Source organism: Cellulomonas xylanilytica (genome assembly GCF_007989805.1).
Lineage (GTDB): Bacteria > Actinomycetota > Actinomycetes > Actinomycetales > Cellulomonadaceae > Cellulomonas > Cellulomonas xylanilytica.
This window is the reverse complement of record NZ_BJUB01000009.1, coordinates 199933-217689: the sequence shown is the minus strand read 5'-3', so window position 1 is coordinate 217689 and position 17757 is coordinate 199933. Positions and strand designations below refer to the sequence as shown.

Sequence of the window (17757 nt, the reverse complement as noted above, 5' to 3'; positions counted from 1 at the left end):
CCTCAGGGACGCAGGATGCCCGTCGCCTCGGCGAGCGTCGGCCCGCCCTCGCCGAGCCGCCAGGCGCGCCAGCCGTCGACCGGGTTCTCCGCCGACACCGCCGCCGAGGCGGCGTCGTCGGGGTCGGCGTGCAGCTCTCCCGTCGGCAGCTCGATGAGCCCGTCCGTGCGCAGCATCGCGAGCAGGCGCTGGCCTCGGCGCTCGCGGACCCAGACGAGGGTGGTGATCGCGCGGCGGCTCTTGGCCAGCGTCGCCAGCTCGGGCAGGGGCCGGGGGGCGCCGTCCGGCCACGACTCGCGGATCGGGGCGAGCTCCTTGGTCGACTCGTGCCCGGCCGGCCGCTGCGCCGCGGGCGGGCTCTGCGGCGGGGCCGGGTTCTGCGGAGCGACCGGGCTCTGCGGCGGGGCCGGGTTCTGCAGGGCGGGCGGGTTCTGCGGCGCGGGCCGGGTCGGCGGGCTCTGCGACGCGGGCGTGCTCGTCGTCGGGAAGCTCGACGAGATGGGCAGCGGTGCCGGCAGCGGCGCGAACGGGCGCGGGCCGTTCACCGGCTCGCCGCGCTCGCGCGGCGGGGTGCGCGGCACCACCTGGTCGGCGGCGGACCGCAGCCCGACCACGGGGGTCAGCGTGGTGGGCGCCTCCTGCACGGTCGACGACGACAGCTTCGGCTTGTCCACCACCGGCTGCTGCAGGACGGGCGCCGGCTCGGGGGCCGGCTGGGGCGCCGGGGTCGGCCGCTGGGGCTGCTTCGGGCCGACCTGCGGGATCGGTGCGGTCGTGGGTGCGCGCAGCGGGGTCGGCGCGGGCACCGCAGGCGTCGCCATGGGAGGTGTCACGGCGCGCAGCTCACCGGTGGCGGGCGTGCGGACGTGGGGCGTCGTCGGGACGTGCGGCTCGTACTGCCCGCCCCCGGCGAAACCCTCGCTCGACCGGACCAGCCGCAGCGCGGTGGGCTCGACGGAGCGGCGCGCACCCTCGTGCGTGGCCAGCGGGGAGACGTCCAGGAGCCGCCGGTCGTCCACACCCCGCACCACGCCGACCTGCAGCACGTCGACGTGCCGGCCGGGACCGCGCAGGAAGCCGAGCGTGTCGCCGGCCTCGGCGGCGACCTCGGAGCAGAGCAGCACGAGACGGACGCCCTCGCGCCGGCTGGACTGCGTGCCGAAGGCGGCCTGCTCGCGGAACGCCGCGTAGTCGACCGCGAACCGGCTCGGGTCCGGGTGGTAGGCGCGTGCCAGGTCCGTCGTCGTCATCCGGGCGGCCGCACCGGCGTGCCGCAGCGCCGAGATGACCGCGTCGTCGTCGACCACCTGCACGACGTCGACCACGACCGGGCGGCCCGTGGCGTCCAGGGCCAGCAGCTCGGGCAGGTCGGCGTGGTCGGGTGCGTTGGTGCGGGAGCGGACCGCGAAGAGCGGCTCGCCGGCGATCGCGGCGAGGTGGTGGCTGAGGAGCGAGGCGCACTCCTGGGCGAACGATCCGGTCAGGGGCTGCATCGGCTGGACGAGGCGCGGGCGGCCGTCGTCGAGCTCGAAGAGAGGCATCAGTCCCGGCCTTCCTGGGCACGCCGCCGCCAGCTGCGTGTCCCGTGCGTCCGCCCGCGCACCCCGACCGGCACGCGTGCGACCACACTGTCCCACAGCACGGTCAGCCCGTCAGCCCGTCGGTGCGGCGTGCCCGTACGAGATCGGTCACATCACTCGAACGAGGTCAGCGCCGCCTCGACCCGCTCGACCTTGCCCGTCAGCTCACCCGCGTGACCGGGGCGGATGTCGGCCTTGAGCACCAGGCTGACCCGGTTGCCGTGCCGGCCGACGGCTTCGGTCGCGCGCTTCACGACGTCCATCACCTCGTCCCACTCCCCCTCGATCGTGGTGAACATGGAGTCGGTGCGGTTGGGGAGCCCGGACTCGCGGACGACGCGCACGGCATCGGCGACGGCGGCGGTCACGGACTCGCCCGCACCGAGCGGGGCGACGGAGAAGGCGACGAGCATGCGGCCAGCCTAGGCGGGTTCCTGGATCGCGCGGCGGGTGGGCAGGTGCGCCGCCAGCAGCTCGGCCAGGTGCACGCCCTGCACGTCGGCCAGGTGGTCCGCCTGCGTCCGGCACGAGAAGCCGTCCGCCAGGTAGATGTCGCCCGGAGCGGCGTCGCGCAGCGCCGGGAGCAGGGCGTTCTCCGCGACCGCCACCGACACGTCGTAGTGGCCCTTCTCCATGCCGAAGTTGCCGGCCAGCCCGCAGCAGCCCGCGAGCGCCGAGAACTGCGCCCCCGCGTCGGTGAGCAGCCGGCGGTCGGCGGTGAAGGTCATGACGGAGTGGTGGTGGCAGTGCGGCTGCACGACCGCGGTCACGTCGGAGAGGTCCGGGACCTGCCAGCGGTCGCCGGGGCCGATGGGGGCGGGCGCGGTGAGCAGCTCCGCCAGGGTCCGGGTCTCGCGGGCGACCGCGACGGCACGGGGGTCGTCGGGCAGCAGGTCCTGCAGGTCGGAGCGAAGTACCGCGGTGCACGACGGCTCCAGCCCGACGATCGGGATCCCGTTGACCGCGAACGGCCCGAGCACGCCCAGCAGGTGGGTCAGCTGCTTCTTGGCGCCGTCCAGCTGGCCGGTGCTGATCCAGGTGAGCCCGCAGCAGGCGTCGTCCTGCGGGACGAGCACCTCGTAGCCGGCGTCGGTGAGCACCGCGACGGCCGCCCGCGCGACCGACGGCGCGAGGGTGTCGGAGAACGAGTCGGTCCAGAGCACGACCTGCGGCCTGCGCCCCCCGGAACCCACCTCCCGCACGCCTTCGACCTCGTTGCGTCCGCGGAGCTGGTCGTCCCGACGCTCGCTCCCGCGGACGTTGCGGGTGAGGGTCACGTTCCCGCGGCCGGCGCCGCGGACCCAGGCACGGAACGGCGTGCGCGCGAAGGTCACCATCTGACGACGCGTGTCCATGCCGCCGCCGGCCAGCACCGCGCGAGCCACGGGGGGGACGCCGAGCACCGCGTTCGTCAGCGCGGCGAGGCCGGGGACGCCGGTGATGAGGCGGGCCCAGCGGGGCAGCCAGCCGAGGGCGTAGTGGGACGGCGGGCGCAGCCTCCCGCGGTATGTACGGTGCAGCACCTCGGACTTGTACTGAGCCATGTCGACACCCGCGGGGCAGTCCGACGAGCACGCCTTGCAGGACAGGCACAGGTCGAGGGACTCGTGCACCTCCGGCGACGACCAGCCACCTTGCACGAGCGTGCCGTTCGCCAGCTCCTGCAGGACGCGCGCCCGACCGCGGGTGGAGTCCTTCTCGTCCTTCGTCGCCAGGTACGACGGGCACATGAACCCGCCGGCCGCGGAGGTGTCGGCGCGGCACCGGCCGACCCCGACGCAGCGGTGCACCGCCGTCGTCAGGTCGCCCGCGTCGTGCGCGAACGAGAAGCCGTGACCGTCGGCCAGCAGCGGGCGCGCCCACGGCCGGCGCAGGTCCGCGTCCAGGGCGTTCGGGCGGACCAGGACGCCGGGGTTGAGCAGGTCGCGCGGGTCCAGGAGGTCCTTGAAGGCGCCGAACAGGTCGATCGCCTTCGGCGAGTACATGACCGGGAGCAGCTCGGAGCGGGCGCGACCGTCGCCGTGCTCGCCGGACAGGGAGCCGCCGTGCGAGGCGACGAGCGTCGCCGCGTCGGTCATGAACGCGCGCAGCGGTGTGCCGGAGCGCTCCAGCGGGATGTCGAGGCGCAGGTGCACGCACCCGTCGCCGAAGTGCCCGTACGCGAGGCCGTCGACCTGGTGCGACGCCATGAGCGCCTCGAGCTCGCGCAGGTAGGCGCCCAACCGCTCGGGCGGCACGGCCGAGTCCTCGAACCCGGGCCACGCCTGCTCGCCCGACGGGGTGCGGCCGCCCAGCCCGGCGCCGTCCTCGCGGATCCGCCACATCGCGGCGGCCTCCGGGCCGGGCGGGAAGAGCCCGACCGCGTCGGTGCCGGCATCGGCCGCCAGCGCGTGCGCGCGGTCGAGCGCCTCGGTGAGGTCGGAGCCGCCCACCTCGACCATGAGCCAGCCGCCACCGGCCGGCAGCGGAGGGACGGCCGCGGCGCCGCGCACCCGACGCACCACGTCGACGAGCCGCGAGTCCATGCCCTCGATCGCCAGCGGCGCGTGGGCGAGCAGCGCGGGGACGGCGTCGGCGGCCGTCGGCATGTCGGGGTAGCCGAGCACGACGAGCACCGGCGCCGCCGCGACGGGGACCAGCCGCACGGTCGCCCCGAGCAGCGTCACGACGGTCCCCTCCGTGCCGACCAGCGCCTTGGCCAGGTCGGTGCCCTTCTCGGGCAGCAGGTGCTCGAGGGAGTAGCCGGAGACCTGCCGGCCGAACCGGCCAAGCTCGGTCCGCAGGATGTCGAGGTGCCCGCGCACCAGGGTGTCGAGCCCCGGCACGACGTCCAGCGCGCCGGCGCCGGAGCGCGCCTCGAACCGTCGGCCCGTGCCGTCCACCACGTCGAGCGCGAGCACGTTGTCCGCGGTGCGCCCGTACGCGACGGCGCGGGGGCCGCACGCGTTGTTGCCGATCATGCCGCCGAGCGTCGCGCGCGCCTGCGTCGACGGGTCCGGGCCGAACCGCAGGCCGTGCGGGGCCGCCGCCTGCTGCAGCGTCGACATCACGACGCCGGGCTCGATCCGGGCGGTCCGGGCGTCCGGGTCGATCTCGAGGATCCGGTTCACGTGCCGCGAGAAGTCGAGCACGACCCCGGTGCCGACCGCGTTGCCCGCGACCGACGTCCCTCCGCCGCGCGCGGTCAGCGGGACGCCCAGGGCGCGGGTGACCTCGAGCGCGGCGAGCACGTCGTCGGGGTCCTGCGGGAACGCGACGACCTGCGGGACCACGCGGTAGTTGGACGCGTCCGTCGAGTACTCGGCCCGGCGCCGGCTGCTGTCGTCGACGTGCCCGCGCAGCGCGGACCGCAGCGCCTGCACGACGTCGGCGCTGTCGGGTCCCGACGGGCCCCCTGCCACGGTCTCGGTCACGGCCACCACGGGGGCAGTCTCCCATCGGGCGCGGCCTGTCCCGCACGCGTCACCGAGGACTGGTCACCGTCGCGACGGCGGCGACCTGGCCGTGCCCGGTTTCACCCGGTTCATGCCGGAATGCCCGGGCGCGTCGCCGGTGCAGGTCGCTACTGTCTCGCGGGCCCGCCGACCGGTGGGCCATCCCCGAACGAGAAGAAGATGATGCGCACCTTCACCACCCGCGTCGCCGCCCCCCTCCTCCTGGCTGCGACGCTCGTCGCCCTGACCGGCTGCGGCGCGCTCGAGCCCACCGCGGAGCCGGCCGTCCGCGACGAGACGTCGGGCGAGATCACCGAGTCGAGCGAGGCCGACGTCTTCTCGCTCGAGGTGGGCGACTGCCTGAACGAGACGGGGACCGAGGAGGTCACGGAGGTCTCCTCGGTGCCGACCGTCCCGTGCGACCAGCCGCACGACAGCGAGGCCTACGCGGCGACCGACATGCCCGCGGGCGACTACCCGGGCGACCAGGCCGTCACCGACGCGTCCGACGCGTACTGCTACGAGCAGTTCGCCACCTTCGTCGGGCTGTCCTACGAGGAGTCGACCCTCGAGCTCGCGTCGTTCTTCCCCACGCAGGAGTCCTGGGCGGAGGGTGACCACGAGATCATGTGCTTCATCTACTCGCCCGACGGCCAGGTGACCGGCACGCTGGCGGCCGCCGCGCGCTGACCGGACGCCTGGACGTCCGCACCCGGTGGGCCTGGGCCCGGCACGGGTGCGGACGCGGCCGCGTCAGGCGAGCGAGGCGTCCAGGGTGATCTCCGTGCCGGTCAGGGCCTTGCTCACCGGGCAGGAGACCTTGGCGGTCTCCGCGGCGGCGCGGAACCCGTCGGCGTCCAGACCCTCGACCTCGCCGCGGACCGTCAGTGCGATGCCGCTGATGCGGAAGCCGCCCGCCGGGTCGGGGCGCAGGGTGACGTCGGCACTGACCTCGAGGGCGACGGGGGTGCCGCCGGCCTCGGCGATCACGGCGGACAGCTGCATGGCGAAGCAGGAGGAGTGGGCTGCCGCGATCAGCTCCTCCGGGCTCGTCGTGCCGTCGGCGTTCTCCGCGGCGCGCTTCGGGAACGAGACGTCGAACGTGGCGGCACCGGAGCTGGTGAGCTCGACCTGGCCGCTGCCCTCCTGCAGGGTCCCGTTCCAGGCGGTGCGTGAGGTGCGCGTGGGCATGGTGCTCCTTGGGTCGAGGTCGACGGGCGGACGCCCGCAGGCACCACGCTAGGCACCCGGAGGCTCAGCGCGCGCGCTCGAGGTGCCCGGTGACGATCTGGGCCGGCGCGCCCGCCTGCCGCAGGGCCCACGCGGCGCGGGCGTGCAGGGCGCGACGGCGCTCGGGGTCGAGCCCGTTGTAGAGGGCCTCACGCACCAGGTCGTGGCCGAAGACGAGCCGGTCACCGCGGGCGCGCACCACCCCGGCCGCCAGCCCGTGCCGCAGCGTGCGCCAGCAGTCCGCGACCGGGTCGCCGGCGACCGAGGCGAGGTCCGCGATGACGAACGACGTGCCGAGCACGGACGCCTGACCGAGCAGGGCGAGCACCTCGGGGCCGAGGTACTCCACGCGGCGGCGCACCACCTCGTCGAGCGGGGTCAGCCAGCGGGTGCCGGTCGAGTCGAGCACGCCGTCCGAGGCGACCAGCGCACCCGCGGACCGTGCCGTGCGCACGACGTCCGCGATCAGGCGCGGGTTGCCGCCCGTGGTCGCGAGCGTGCCCCGCAGCGACGGCCCGACGGGTCCGCCGACGAGGGTCTCGGCCAGCTCGACGGTCGCGCGCGCGTTGAGCGGCCGCAGCTCCAGGTACCGGGCGCCGGCGCGGGTCCACGCGGCGACGAGCTCGGCCAGCTCCGGGCGGTACGGCACCGGCCGCATGGTGAGCACGACGAGCGCACGCGGCACCGCACCCTCCCGTGCCAGGCGGAGGAGCACCGCGAGCGACGGGTCGTCCGCCTCGTGCACGTCCTCGAGCACGAGCGCCCACGGCCGGACGTCACCGTGGCGGCGCAGCAGGGCCGCGAACAGCTCCGCGGCCCGGTCGAACCGGGCGGGCGAGCGGGCCGGGTCGGCGTACATCGCGTCGAGCAGGTCCGCGAGCTCGGTCTGGACGGGGCTGCTGCCGGGACCGTGACCGGCGGCCGCGGGCGCCCGCAGGAGGAGCGCGTCCGACAGGAGCGCGAAGGGCCAGCCGCGCATGGCCGTCGCCTGGGCGGTGCGGAGCTCGACGTCCAGGAGGCGGGCGGAGCCACGCAGCGCGTCGACCAGGCTGGTCTTGCCGACGCCCGCCTCACCCTCGAGGAGGACGGTCACGCCGACGCCGTCGGCGGCCGTCGACAGCAGGTCGTCGAGGTCGTCGAGCTCGGCGGCACGGCCGACCAGGGGCCATGTCCGCCCCGGCTCGGCCGAGGTGCTCATGCGCCCGATCGTAGGGCCGCGACGCGGGTGCGGTCCGATCCGTGCACAGAGCGGGATCAGCCGAGGTACTCCCAGTGCCACGCCTCGGGCTTGCTGCCGCCCCAGCTGGCCCACGACGGGAGGCCCCAGTCGAGGTCGGGCGCGTTCGAGGCCATCCACCGGTGCTGCTTCGTGCCGAACGAGTCGATGCCGCCGCCGAGGTCCACCGCGATGCCGCTGCCGTGGTTCGACGTGCCGGGGGTCGCGCACAGGTAGCCCTTGGTCCGCTTGCAGGCGACCTGCCCGGCGTAGGACCGGTAGGAGTCGTTGACCACGAGGTCGGAGCCGAACTGGGCCCGGTACGCGGAGTTCAGGATGTCGAGCTGCTCGGCGGCGTCGCAGCGCAGGCGCACCGACGAGTCGAAGCTGACGCCGCAGAGCGCCGAGTCCGGGATCTTGCCGTTGGCGTACCCGAGCAGCGACTTCTTCCACGCGGCGCGCTGCGCCTCCTGGGCCGCGACGGCCGCGGCGGCGGCGTCGGCGGCGGCCTGCTCGGCCGCTGCGGCGGCGGCGGCCTCGGCGGCGGCCTTGGCGGCTGCGGCGTCCGCGACGCGCTTGGCCTCGGCGCTCTGCCGGACGGAGGTGGTGAGGGTCGCGACGGCGGCCACGGCCTCGCGCAGCTGCGCGGTCGTCTCGTCCTCCTCGCCGGCGGCCGGCGGGACGAGCGGCACGGGTGCCGGAGCGGGCGTCTGCTCGAACACGCTGGCGGGGTCGATCGGCGCGAGCGGGTCGACGGGTGCCGTGGTCGCGGCCGGTGCGGGAGCCGTCGGTGCGGTGGTGGGGTCGGTCGTCGCTGCGGGCTCGTCGCGGCCGGCCGACCGGGACGCCGCGGCAGCCTGGGGCGCACCGGTGTCGTCGGCGGTGGCCTCGACCAGCAGGTCGTCGAGCTTGGCGGTCGCGGCCTCGAGGGCCTCCAGCTGCGCGGTGTCGATGGCGACCTGGGCGCCCTCGGCCTTGGCGCTCTCCGCGACCTCGATCGCGTCGGCGGCCACGTGGACGGCGCCGGCGCGGGCGCGCTCCACCTGGGCGGCACCGGCGATGGCGGGGAGCGTGAACGCGCTCCCACCGTCGCGCGCGTTCGCGGAGACGGCGACCATCGCGCACATGCTGAGCGCCAGCGTGGTGACCACGGCACCCTGTGCGAGGCGGACCGGGTGAGTGGCTGTACGCACGGTCGCAGGGCGCGGCGCGGCGTGGCGGCCACTCGCGGGCCGACCTCGGGACGGAATCTTGTAACTCACGCGTAACACGTTAAGTTCATCGGACAACCGTCCAGGACACTTGAGGCCTCTGTGCGGGGGAGATCTCGTGAGGATCTCGTTACGGGTCCGTCACATAATTCATAGGCTCGGGCCGATACGATGCCGCCGTGCTCCCTGAACCGCCCGCTGATCCGTCCGCAGAGCCCCCGCCGCCTCGCGGCCTCGACGACCTCTACGACATCGCCCGGCTGGCCGAGCGGCTCGGTGTCGAGCACGCCACGATCCGCGTCTGGCTCTCCCGCAAGGTGCCGTGGCTGCCGCAGCCCGACGGGCGGCTGAACGGCGGCGCCGTGTGGCGGGCGACCACCCTCGACGGCATCGAGATGCGTCGCGAGCGGGGTCGCCCGGGACGCAAGCCGAAGTTCGTCCCCGCCGCGTCGGCCGCCGACGTGCCGCGCACCGGGATGATCCCCGTCGTCGCGGCCGCCGGGTCGAGCAGCTAGAGCACCGTCAGGCGCAGCGCCCCCGGCGCCCACGCCGGGACCGCCGGCCGCACGGGACGCACCGGCGCCAGCCGCACGTACGGCTCCCCCGGTGCCGGCCGACGATCGGGCTCGCCCGCGTTGGGCCACAGCGCGAACGCCCGCTCGGCCTGCGCCGTGATGGTCAGCGACGGGTTGACGCCCAGGTTGGCCGAGATCGTCGACCCGTCCACGACGTGCAGCCCGGGATGCCCGAACACCCGGTGGTAGGGGTCCACCACGCCCTCGTCGGCCGTCCGGCCGATGGTGCACCCGCCCAGGAAGTGCGCGGTCATGGGCACGTCGGCCACCTCACCCAGGCCGCCCGCCGCGAACCCGCCCAGGTGGACGGCCATCCGGCGGTAGGCGGCGTTCGCGGCCGGGATCCACGTCGGGTTGGGCTCCCCCTCGCCCGGCACCGACGTCAGCCCGGTGGTGCCGCGCCAGGTCCGCCGCGGGCGCACCGTGATCGAGGCCCCGCCCGTCTGCATCACGAGCCCGATCACGGTGCGCTGCGACCAGCTGCCCAGCCCGAGCACGATCGAGGCGACCTGCCCCGGGTGCCGCAGGACGGTGCCCAGCCAGCGCACCGGCCGCGGCACCCGCCCGCCGCCGTCGGTCAGCACCGTGCTCAGCAGCCCCATCAGCTGCGAGCCCCGCCCGTAGCGCACCGGCTCGAGGTGGGTGTGGTCGTCGAGGTGGACCGAGGACGTGATGGCGACGCCGCGGGTCATGTCGGGGCGTCGTCGCCAGCCGCGCCAGCGCGTCGCCGCCCCGCCCAGCGACTCGCTGTTGGTCCGCGTGAGCACCCCGAGCCGGTCGGACAGCCGGGGCAGCGTCCCGTCCGCCTTCATGCGGTGCAGGAGGTGCTGCGTGCCCCAGGTCCCCGCGGCGAGCACCACCTGCCCGGCGGTGACGGTCCGGTCACCGCCGACCCGGCCCGTCCGCGTCGTCACCACCTCCCACTCCGCGCCCCGGGGCCGGACCGACGTCACGGTCGTCTCGGCGACGACCCGCGCGCCCGCCCGCTCGGCCAGGTACAGGTAGTTGGTCGGCAGGGTGTTCTTCGCGCCGTGCCGGCACCCCGTCATGCACTCGCCGCACTCCAGGCACCCGCGACGCGACGGCCCCGCGCCACCGAAGAACGGGTCCGGAACCTGCTCGCCAGGCGGCCCGAAGACCACACCCACGGGCGCGAGCCGGAACGTGTGGCCGACGCCCAGGTCCTGCGCCGCCCGCCGCACGACGTCGTCGGCGGGGGTGTGCGTCGGGTTGTCGACGACCCCGAGCATGCGGCTCGCCTGGTCGTAGAACGGCGCGAGCTCCGCGCGCCAGTCGGTGATGCGGGCCCACTGCGGGTCGCGGTAGAACGCGTCGGACGCCGGACGGTAGAGCGTGTTGGCGTAGTTGAGCGAGCCGCCGCCGACGCCCGCGCCCGCCAGCACCACCACGTCGGGCAGCACGTGGATCCGCTGGAGGCCGAGCCAGCCCAGGCGCGGGGCCCACAGGAACCGGCGCACGTCCCACGACGTGCGGGGCAGGGTCTCGTCGGTGAACCGGCGACCGGCCTCGAGCACCAGGACGCGGTAACCCTTCTCGACGAGCCGCAGCGCCGCCACGGACCCACCGAACCCGGACCCGACCACCACGACGTCGTACTCGGCCACCGCACCTCCCCGGACAGGTGCGCCGATCGTAGGCTCGAACCATGCAGGAGGGTCCCGAGGACACCGACCCGACGCGCGCCGCCGACGTGGCCGACGCGATGCGCGTCCTCGCCCGCGAGCGGTTCCTGCCCGCCGACCAGCACCCCCACGCGCACGAGGACCGGCCGCTGCCGCTCTGGCACGGGCAGACCAGCTCCCAGCCGAGCACGGTCGCGTCGATGCTCCGGCTGCTCGAGGTGCCCGTCGGCGCGCGGGTCCTGGACGTGGGCTCGGGCTCGGGCTGGACGACGGCGCTGCTCGCACGGCTCGTCGGCCCGGGCGGTGCGGTGCTGGGGCTCGAGCTGGACCCGGAGCTGGCCGGCTGGGGCGCCGGGAACCTCGCCGCCTGCGACCTGCCCTGGGCCCGGATCGAGCCGGCCACCCCGGGCTCGCTCGGACGGCCCGTCGACGGCGGGTGGGACCGGATCCTCGTGTCGGCGTCGCCGCGCTCGCTGCCGGAGGTGCTCGTCGACCAGCTGGCCGAGGGGGGCCGGATGGTGATCCCGGTCCGCTCGACGATGCACCTCGTGGAGCGCACCGCGGGCCGCACACGTGTCACCACGCACGGGTCGTACACCTTCGTCCCCCTGCGCTGAGGGCGGCACGGATACCTGGCGAACCGTTCAATTCGCCAGAAGGTGACGAATGGCGTACCTGCCAGTAACGTGCACCGAGCGTGCGCCTCTATGTGACTACCGTCACGTACGGATGCACGCATCTCGGTCCTCCTCGAAGCCAGGGATGCGCACATGCCACGTCGACCGGTCCTCGCCGCAGTCACTGCTCTGTCCGTCGCGGTCACCACCGCGTTACTCGGCGTCGGGAGCGCGTCGGCGGCCCCACCACCGGACGGACCGACCGCAGGCGACGCCAGGGCGATCGACGGGCGGCTCGACGCCAAGCTTGCGAAGGACCTGGTCGGGGCGAACGGCACCGTCACCGCCTTCGTGCAGCTCGACGCCAAGTCCGGCAGCGACGTCACGGCCGAGGGCGGCACCCCCGCCGAGGTCAAGGCGGCCGCGCAGGACGCCGAGGCGCTCGCCGACGAGGTCGTCCCGCAGCAGGCCACCGCCCGCTCGGCCTCGGCCGCCCCGAAGCAGATCGCGACGCTCACCAACCTCGTCGCCGGCACGCTGGTCACCGGCGACGCCGAGCAGGTCCGCGCGCTGGCCGAGTCCCCCGACGTGGTCGCCGTCTACCGGGTCACCCCGAAGACCGCCACGAACGCGCACAACGTCGAGTTCACGCGCGCGCTGAAGGTGTGGCAGGACACGGGCCAGACCGGTGAGGGCGTCCGCATCGGCGTCATCGACACCGGTCTCGACTACACCCACGCCGACTTCGGCGGCCCCGGCACGGTCGAGGCGTACGAGGAGGCCTACGGCGAGGACGGCTCCGGCCCGGTCCCCGAGGGCTTCTACGACCCGGCCAAGTTCATCGGCGGGTACGACTTCGCCGGCGCCCTGTACAGCGCGAGCGACGACCTCGAGGGCGCGACCCCCGTCCCAGCGCCCGACGAGAACCCGATCGACGCCACGTACCTGTCGGACAACAGCGGCCACGGCACGCACGTGTCCGGCACGGCCGCCGGCTACGGCGTGCTGCCGGACGGCACCACGTTCGACGGCGACTACAGCGGCCTGACCGACGTGTCCGACTGGATGGTCGGCCCCGGGACCGCACCGGGCGCGGGGATCTTCGTGCTCAAGGTGTTCGGTGACATCGGTGGCTCGACCAACCTGACGTCGCTCGCCCTCGACCGCGCCGCGGACCCGAACGCGGACGGTGACTTCAGCGACCGGCTCGACGTGGTGAACATGTCGCTCGGCAGCGACGGCTCCCCCGCCGACGACCCGGACAACCTGCTCATCGACGCGCTGACCGCGCTCGGCACGGTCATGGTCATCTCGTCCGGCAACGCCGGTGACGTCACCGACATCGGCGGCAGCCCGGGCAACTCCGCGAGCGCCCTGACCGTCGCGAACTCGGTCGGCGCCCCGCAGACGTACGACGGCGTCGAGGTCACCGCGGCCGCCGACCCGGCGCTCGTCGGCATCCACTCCGGCCAGAACTCGGTCGCGTACGGCGGCGCGGACGTCACCGCGCCCGTCGGCAACCCCGGCAACAACTTCGACGGCTGCACCGCGTTCACCGCGGCCCAGGCCGCCGCCGTCGCCGGCAAGGTCGCCTACCTGTGGTGGAACGACGACGACACCGCCCGCCGCTGCGGGTCCGTCGTCCGGTTCAACAACGCGACGGCCGCCGGTGCGGTCGGCGTGCTGCTGCCCACGGAGCTGACCCCGTTCCCCGCCGGCATCTCCGGCAACGCCGAGATCCCCGGCTTCCAGATGACCGCGGCCACGACGGACCGCCTGCTCCCGGAGATCCTGGCCGGCACGCTGACGGTGCACATCGGCCCCGGGCTGGCCGGCACGGTCGTCGAGGACATCGCCGGTGACATGCTCAACGGCGGCTCGTCGCGCGGTGTGCACGGCTCCCTCGGCCACGGCAAGCCTGACGTCGCCGCTCCCGGCACGCAGATCCTGTCGGCCGCCTCGGGCGCCGGCAACGAGCCGAACTCCCTGTCCGGCACCTCGATGTCGAGCCCGCACGTCGCGGGCATCGCCGCCCTGGTCCGCGCGGCCCACCCCAGCTGGGAGGCCCAGCAGGTCAAGGCCGCCGTGGTGAACACCGCCACGCACGACATCTGGACGGCTCCCGGCGGCACCGGCACGGCCTACGGCCCCGAGCGGGTCGGTGCGGGTCGCGTCGACGCGTTCGACGCCGTCAACACCAACGTCATCGCCTACAACACGCAGGAGCCCGAGCAGACCTCGGTCACCTGGGGTGTCGTGCCGGTGGGTGACACGACGGTCGTCGCCAAGAAGACCGTCACGGTGAAGAACTTCGGCACGACGAGCCAGCGGTACACCACGTCGGTGTCGAGCTCGTCCACCGCGGGCGGTGCCACCATCACGGCCTCCCCCGCCTCGATCACCCTCGCACCGGGCAGGTCGGCGGTCGTCACGCTCACGCTGACGGCCGACCCGACGACGCTCCAGCGCGAGCTCGACCCGACGTCGGCCGCTGAGCAGGCGGGCGTGCCGCGCGACTACGTCGCCCAGGTCTCGGGCCGCCTGGTCCTGACCTCCGGGTCGTCGGAGCTGCGCGTCCCGCTCCAGGCGGCACCCCGGCTGGTCTCCGACCTGACGGCCTCCCCGGTCGTGTTCGCCGACGCCGCCGCCGCGACGGCGGACCTCGCGATCTCCGGTCGCGGCGTGGCGTCGGGTGGCTGGTACTCGCTGACCACCCCGCTGAACCTCGGCGCCGCGAGCCCCAAGCTCGAGAGCACCCCGGGGCTCGTCACCTCGCCGTCGGCCACCGCCGCCGGTGACATCCGGTACGTCGGCTGGGCGTCCACCGCTCCGTCGATCGCCGCCGCCGGCGGCGACCCGACCACGGGCCTGCTGGGCATCGGCATCGCGACCGACGGGGAGTGGGCCACGCTCGGCCGCTACGTGATCCCCGTCATCGACATCGACATCGACGGGGACGGCGCCTTCGACCTGGAGACGGTCGTCCAGAAGTACAACGCCGACGCCGACGTCACGATCGCCGCGACGTTCGACTACGACACGGGCGAGAACCTCGACGTCCAGTTCATCAACGGGTTCTCCGGCAGCATCGACTCCGGTGTCTTCGACAGCAACGTCCTGGTCGCCCCGATCGGGCTCGACTGGGCGGGCATCCCCGAGGGGTCCACCCCGACGGTGTCCGTGTCGACGTACTCCGACTACGCCCAGGCGGACTCGGGCGTGCTCGACACCGCCGAGTCGTTCACGGTGAACCCGTACGACCCGCCGTTCTGGTTCGACAACGACATCCCGGGCACGTTCTCCACGCTCGGCGACGACGGCGTCACCATCCCCGTGCACAAGGGCACGGGCGCGGCCGACGCCCAGCTGCTGGTGTTCCAGCACCTGAACGCCGACACGGCCTCCCGGGTGCAGGTGGTCGACGTCACGGTCCCGGCGGCGACGCCGACGACCACGACGCTGGCCGTCACGGGCGGCAAGAAGGCCGGGCAGGAGCTCACCCTCACGGCCACCGTCGCCCCGGCGGAGGCCACCGGCACGGTGACGTTCCACGACGGGCAGACGGAGATCGGCTCGTCGGCCGTCACGGCCGGCACGGCGACCGCCAAGGTGAAGCTCGGTGCCGGGTCGCACTCGCTGAGCGCGACGTTCACGCCGGACAGCGGGCTGTACGCGCCGTCCACGTCGGCGGTCGTCCCCGTCGACATCGCGAAGTCGGGCTCGACGACGGCCATCACGCTGTCGCGGAACTCGGCCCCGTACGGGACGGCCACGACGGCCACGGTCGTCGTCACCGGCGCGTCCACGGCGCCCACGGGCACGGTCGAGATCAAGGAGAAGGGCAAGGTGCTCGGCTCCGGGGAGCTCACGGTGAACGGTCTCCAGGGCACCGCCACGATCGCCCTGCCGGCCGACCTCGCCGCCGGGACGCACCAGCTGACCGCCGTGTACGCGGGCAGCGCGGACGTCAAGGGCTCGCAGACCCAGCGGTCGTACCGGGTGATCCCCGCGACGACGTCGGCGAAGCTCACGGCCGACTCGTGGACGGTGGCCAAGGGCACGAAGGCCGCCGTCACCCTCACGCTGTCGGGTCGCGCGGGTGCTCCGGTGCCCACCGGCTCGGTGACGTTCACGATGGGCCTGCAGCGGGTGGCCACGGTGCCGCTCGCTGACGGCACCGCCACGGTGACCCTGCCGGCGGCGCAGCGGTCGGGCGTCGTCATCGCGTACTACACGGGTGACCGCGGGTACCTGCCGACGGTCGCGGCGCACACGCTGACCGTGAAGAGCTGAGCCTCCGGCTCACCTGACACGGGCCGCGTCGACCTCCGGGTCGGCGCGGCCCTCGTCGGTCCTGGGGACCCCGCCGACCGAGCGACCCGGCAGATCGTGTTCAAGCGCCGAGCATCCGGCGTCGATAGAGAGGACATGGGATTGTTCAGACGCGCAGCGAGGCCGTCCGACGGACAGGTCGTACCGCACCCCCACGCGCCCGCCGACGAGAGCCGCTCCGTGCAGGTCGAGCCGCTGAACGCCGCCGAGCTGGTGTGGGCCGCCCAGCACCGGGAGATCATCTCCGGTCTGTGCGCGGGCACGGTCGACACGCAGACGCTCGGTGACCTGTTCGACCGCGTGCAGGCGATCTGGCTGCAGTCCGAGGTGCAGGACCGCACGGACCCGGAGTCGCTGGTGCACGCGTTCGGCGTGTCGCTCGGTGACCTCGTCGCCCAGCGCGTGCCCGCGCTCCTGTGGGGCTCGGCCCCGGGCGACGGCTCCGCCGAGCTGGTGCTGACGCACCCGCAGGTCGACCTGGTCGTGTTCCCGGTCGCCGCCGTCGCACAGGCGTGGGGCGAGGCGCCCGTCGGCTGGGTCGCGCAGTACGTCGACGAGGCGTCGACCGGCGCCCTCGAGATCATCGCCGGGGCGCACCAGCCGCACTGACGGCAGCGGGCCGTCGCCAGAGCGCGCGGTCCGGTGCGAGCGCCATCGGCACCGCGACGGCGGCGACCGTGAGCGGCCACGCCGAGTAGTCGAGGCCGATGAACAGCCAGATGCTGCCGTGCATCAGCGTCACGGCAGCCACGAACGGGATCCTGGTGCGCCGGATCGCGAGCCACACCGGGGCGGTCAGCTCGAGCAGCAGCGCCCCGCCCGCCAGCGACACGGCCATCCACCCGTGCTCCGCGACCACGTGGGCCAGGTCCTGGCCCACCGGCTCGACCCCGCCGGACAGGTGTGCCGACAGGCCGAGCCGCAGCACCCACACCATGGTGTCGCCGAACACCCACTCCGGTCCGCTGTGCACCAGCTTCTGCGCGCCGGACACGAAGTACGCCAAGGCCAGGACCGCGAGCGCCGCGCGCGGCGGCCACCCGTACCGGACGCGGACCTCCGACCAGCCGGACCTCGGTGGGCCGGACGCGAACAGGAAGACGGCCGCCACCAGCACCGTGAGCACGTCGTTGTGCATGACCTTGCCGGAGCTCCCCCACAGCGCGGTCAGCGAGGTGTAGGCGACCCACAGCCCGACGAACGCCAGGTGCGGCCGGACCTGCGCCAGCACCAGCAGGGCGCATCCGAGGCCGACGACCTGGGCGACGACGAGCGCCCACGGCGCGGGGATGCCGGTGTACCAGCTCAGCACCGTCAGACCGTCGCGCAGCGCGGCGGGACGCTCCGCCACCAGCGTCCAGTCGCGCGTGGCCAGGCGCAGGGCGATGACCGCCGCGAGGAGGATCTGCACCTCCGCCACCCGGAACCCCGGACCCGGCGCCACCAGGCGCTGGTCGATCCGCCGCCAGAGCCCCGTCACAGGTCGACGTCCACGACGGTCGTCCGGCCACGGTCGGTCCACAGGTGCGTGTCCTCGTCGTACGCGCGGTCGATCCGGTCCAGCCGCACCGATCCGACCGTCGCGGGGTCCACACCGGACACGTCGAGCCAGGCGAGGACCATCCCGCGCCGCTCGTCCTCTTCAGCCCGCACCAGGTCCGGGTACTGCCGGTCGGTGGTCACCAGGACGGGGTTGGTCTCCGCGACGAGCAGGGGCTCCTCCGTACCGTCCAGGCGCTCGGCGACGAGCTCGAGCCGCGTCTGGTCGGCGGTCCTGACCTCGCTGAAGAGCCGGAACGCGGTGAGCGGCCAGACCTCAAGCTGCCCGACCGCGGCGACGGCCATCGCGGCCAGGATCGACCACGTCACCGCGCGCCCGACCCGCGCCTCCCGGTCCTGCTGCGACGGCACCGGGTCGC

14 protein-coding genes are annotated in these 17757 nt (G+C 74.5%); 5 read left to right on the top strand and 9 right to left on the bottom strand.

Features of this window, described 5'->3' with window-relative positions:
• Positions 1-2: 2 nt before the first annotated feature.
• The 3 genes from CXY01_RS15185 to CXY01_RS15175 all read right to left on the bottom strand — a co-directional run bounded on the left by CXY01_RS15185 (position 3) and on the right by CXY01_RS15175 (position 5002).
• Positions 3-1541: a hypothetical protein gene (locus CXY01_RS15185; RefSeq protein WP_146928535.1), complete on the bottom strand. Its 1539-nt coding sequence runs from the start codon at positions 1539-1541 to the stop codon at positions 3-5.
• A 152-nt stretch (positions 1542-1693) separates the two neighbouring features.
• Positions 1694-1993, bottom strand: a complete 300-nt coding sequence (locus CXY01_RS15180; protein WP_146928532.1) for an MTH1187 family thiamine-binding protein — start codon at positions 1991-1993, stop codon at positions 1694-1696.
• 9 nt (positions 1994-2002) lie between these two features.
• Entirely contained in the window at positions 2003-5002 is a 3000-nt protein-coding gene (locus tag CXY01_RS15175) for an FAD-binding and (Fe-S)-binding domain-containing protein (protein WP_371862779.1), read from the bottom strand.
• A gap of 192 nt (positions 5003-5194) precedes the next feature.
• Here CXY01_RS15175 and CXY01_RS15170 point away from each other — a divergent pair, with 192 nt between their 5' ends.
• On the top strand, positions 5195-5704 hold the full coding sequence (locus tag CXY01_RS15170) for a septum formation family protein (protein ID WP_146928527.1): 510 nt from the start codon (positions 5195-5197) through the stop codon (positions 5702-5704).
• A 63-nt stretch (positions 5705-5767) separates the two neighbouring features.
• Here CXY01_RS15170 and CXY01_RS15165 read toward each other — a convergent pair whose 3' ends face one another.
• From CXY01_RS15165 to CXY01_RS15155, 3 genes are all read right to left on the bottom strand, one after another.
• The gene (locus CXY01_RS15165; RefSeq protein WP_146928523.1) at positions 5768-6205 is read right to left on the bottom strand and encodes an OsmC family peroxiredoxin; all 438 of its coding nucleotides are present in this window, start codon (positions 6203-6205) and stop codon (positions 5768-5770) included.
• A gap of 64 nt (positions 6206-6269) precedes the next feature.
• On the bottom strand, positions 6270-7442 hold the full coding sequence (locus CXY01_RS15160) for an AAA family ATPase (protein ID WP_146928519.1): 1173 nt from the start codon (positions 7440-7442) through the stop codon (positions 6270-6272).
• A 56-nt stretch (positions 7443-7498) separates the two neighbouring features.
• On the bottom strand, positions 7499-8653 hold the full coding sequence (locus tag CXY01_RS15155; RefSeq protein ID WP_146928516.1) for a M15 family metallopeptidase: 1155 nt from the start codon (positions 8651-8653) through the stop codon (positions 7499-7501).
• Between the two features lie 197 nt (positions 8654-8850).
• Between CXY01_RS15155 and CXY01_RS15150 the strand changes: the two genes are divergently transcribed.
• Positions 8851-9186 carry a hypothetical protein gene (locus CXY01_RS15150; RefSeq protein ID WP_146928513.1) on the top strand — a complete coding sequence of 112 codons (336 nt, stop codon included), beginning with the start codon at positions 8851-8853 and terminating at the stop codon, positions 9184-9186.
• Here CXY01_RS15150 and CXY01_RS15145 read toward each other — a convergent pair.
• On the bottom strand, positions 9183-10871 hold the full coding sequence (locus CXY01_RS15145; protein WP_146928510.1) for a GMC oxidoreductase: 1689 nt from the start codon (positions 10869-10871) through the stop codon (positions 9183-9185). The genes CXY01_RS15150 and CXY01_RS15145 overlap by 4 nt on opposite strands.
• 41 nt (positions 10872-10912) lie before the next feature.
• Here CXY01_RS15145 and CXY01_RS15140 point away from each other — a divergent pair, with 41 nt between their 5' ends.
• The 3 genes from CXY01_RS15140 (at position 10913) to CXY01_RS15130 (ending at position 16447) form a co-directional block, all read left to right on the top strand.
• Positions 10913-11506 carry a protein-L-isoaspartate O-methyltransferase family protein gene (locus CXY01_RS15140; RefSeq protein ID WP_146928507.1) on the top strand — a complete coding sequence of 198 codons (594 nt, stop codon included), beginning with the start codon at positions 10913-10915 and terminating at the stop codon, positions 11504-11506.
• 153 nt (positions 11507-11659) lie between these two features.
• Positions 11660-15799, top strand: coding sequence for a S8 family serine peptidase (locus tag CXY01_RS15135; protein WP_146928502.1), 4140 nt, complete (start codon positions 11660-11662; stop codon positions 15797-15799).
• A gap of 135 nt (positions 15800-15934) precedes the next feature.
• A complete protein-coding gene (locus CXY01_RS15130; protein ID WP_146928498.1) occupies positions 15935-16447 on the top strand; it encodes a DUF3806 domain-containing protein in 513 nt (170 codons plus the stop codon).
• On the opposite strand, the gene CXY01_RS15125 is transcribed toward CXY01_RS15130, so the two are convergent.
• Positions 16419-17318 (bottom strand): HTTM domain-containing protein, encoded by a 900-nt coding sequence (locus tag CXY01_RS15125; protein ID WP_186813422.1) that lies wholly within the window; start codon positions 17316-17318, stop codon positions 16419-16421. The two genes, CXY01_RS15130 and CXY01_RS15125, sit on opposite strands and share 29 nt — an antisense overlap.
• Positions 17315-17749 (bottom strand): hypothetical protein, encoded by a 435-nt coding sequence (locus CXY01_RS15120; protein WP_146928495.1) that lies wholly within the window; start codon positions 17747-17749, stop codon positions 17315-17317. The genes CXY01_RS15125 and CXY01_RS15120 overlap by 4 nt, the downstream gene beginning before the upstream one ends.
• Positions 17750-17757 lie beyond the last annotated feature (8 nt).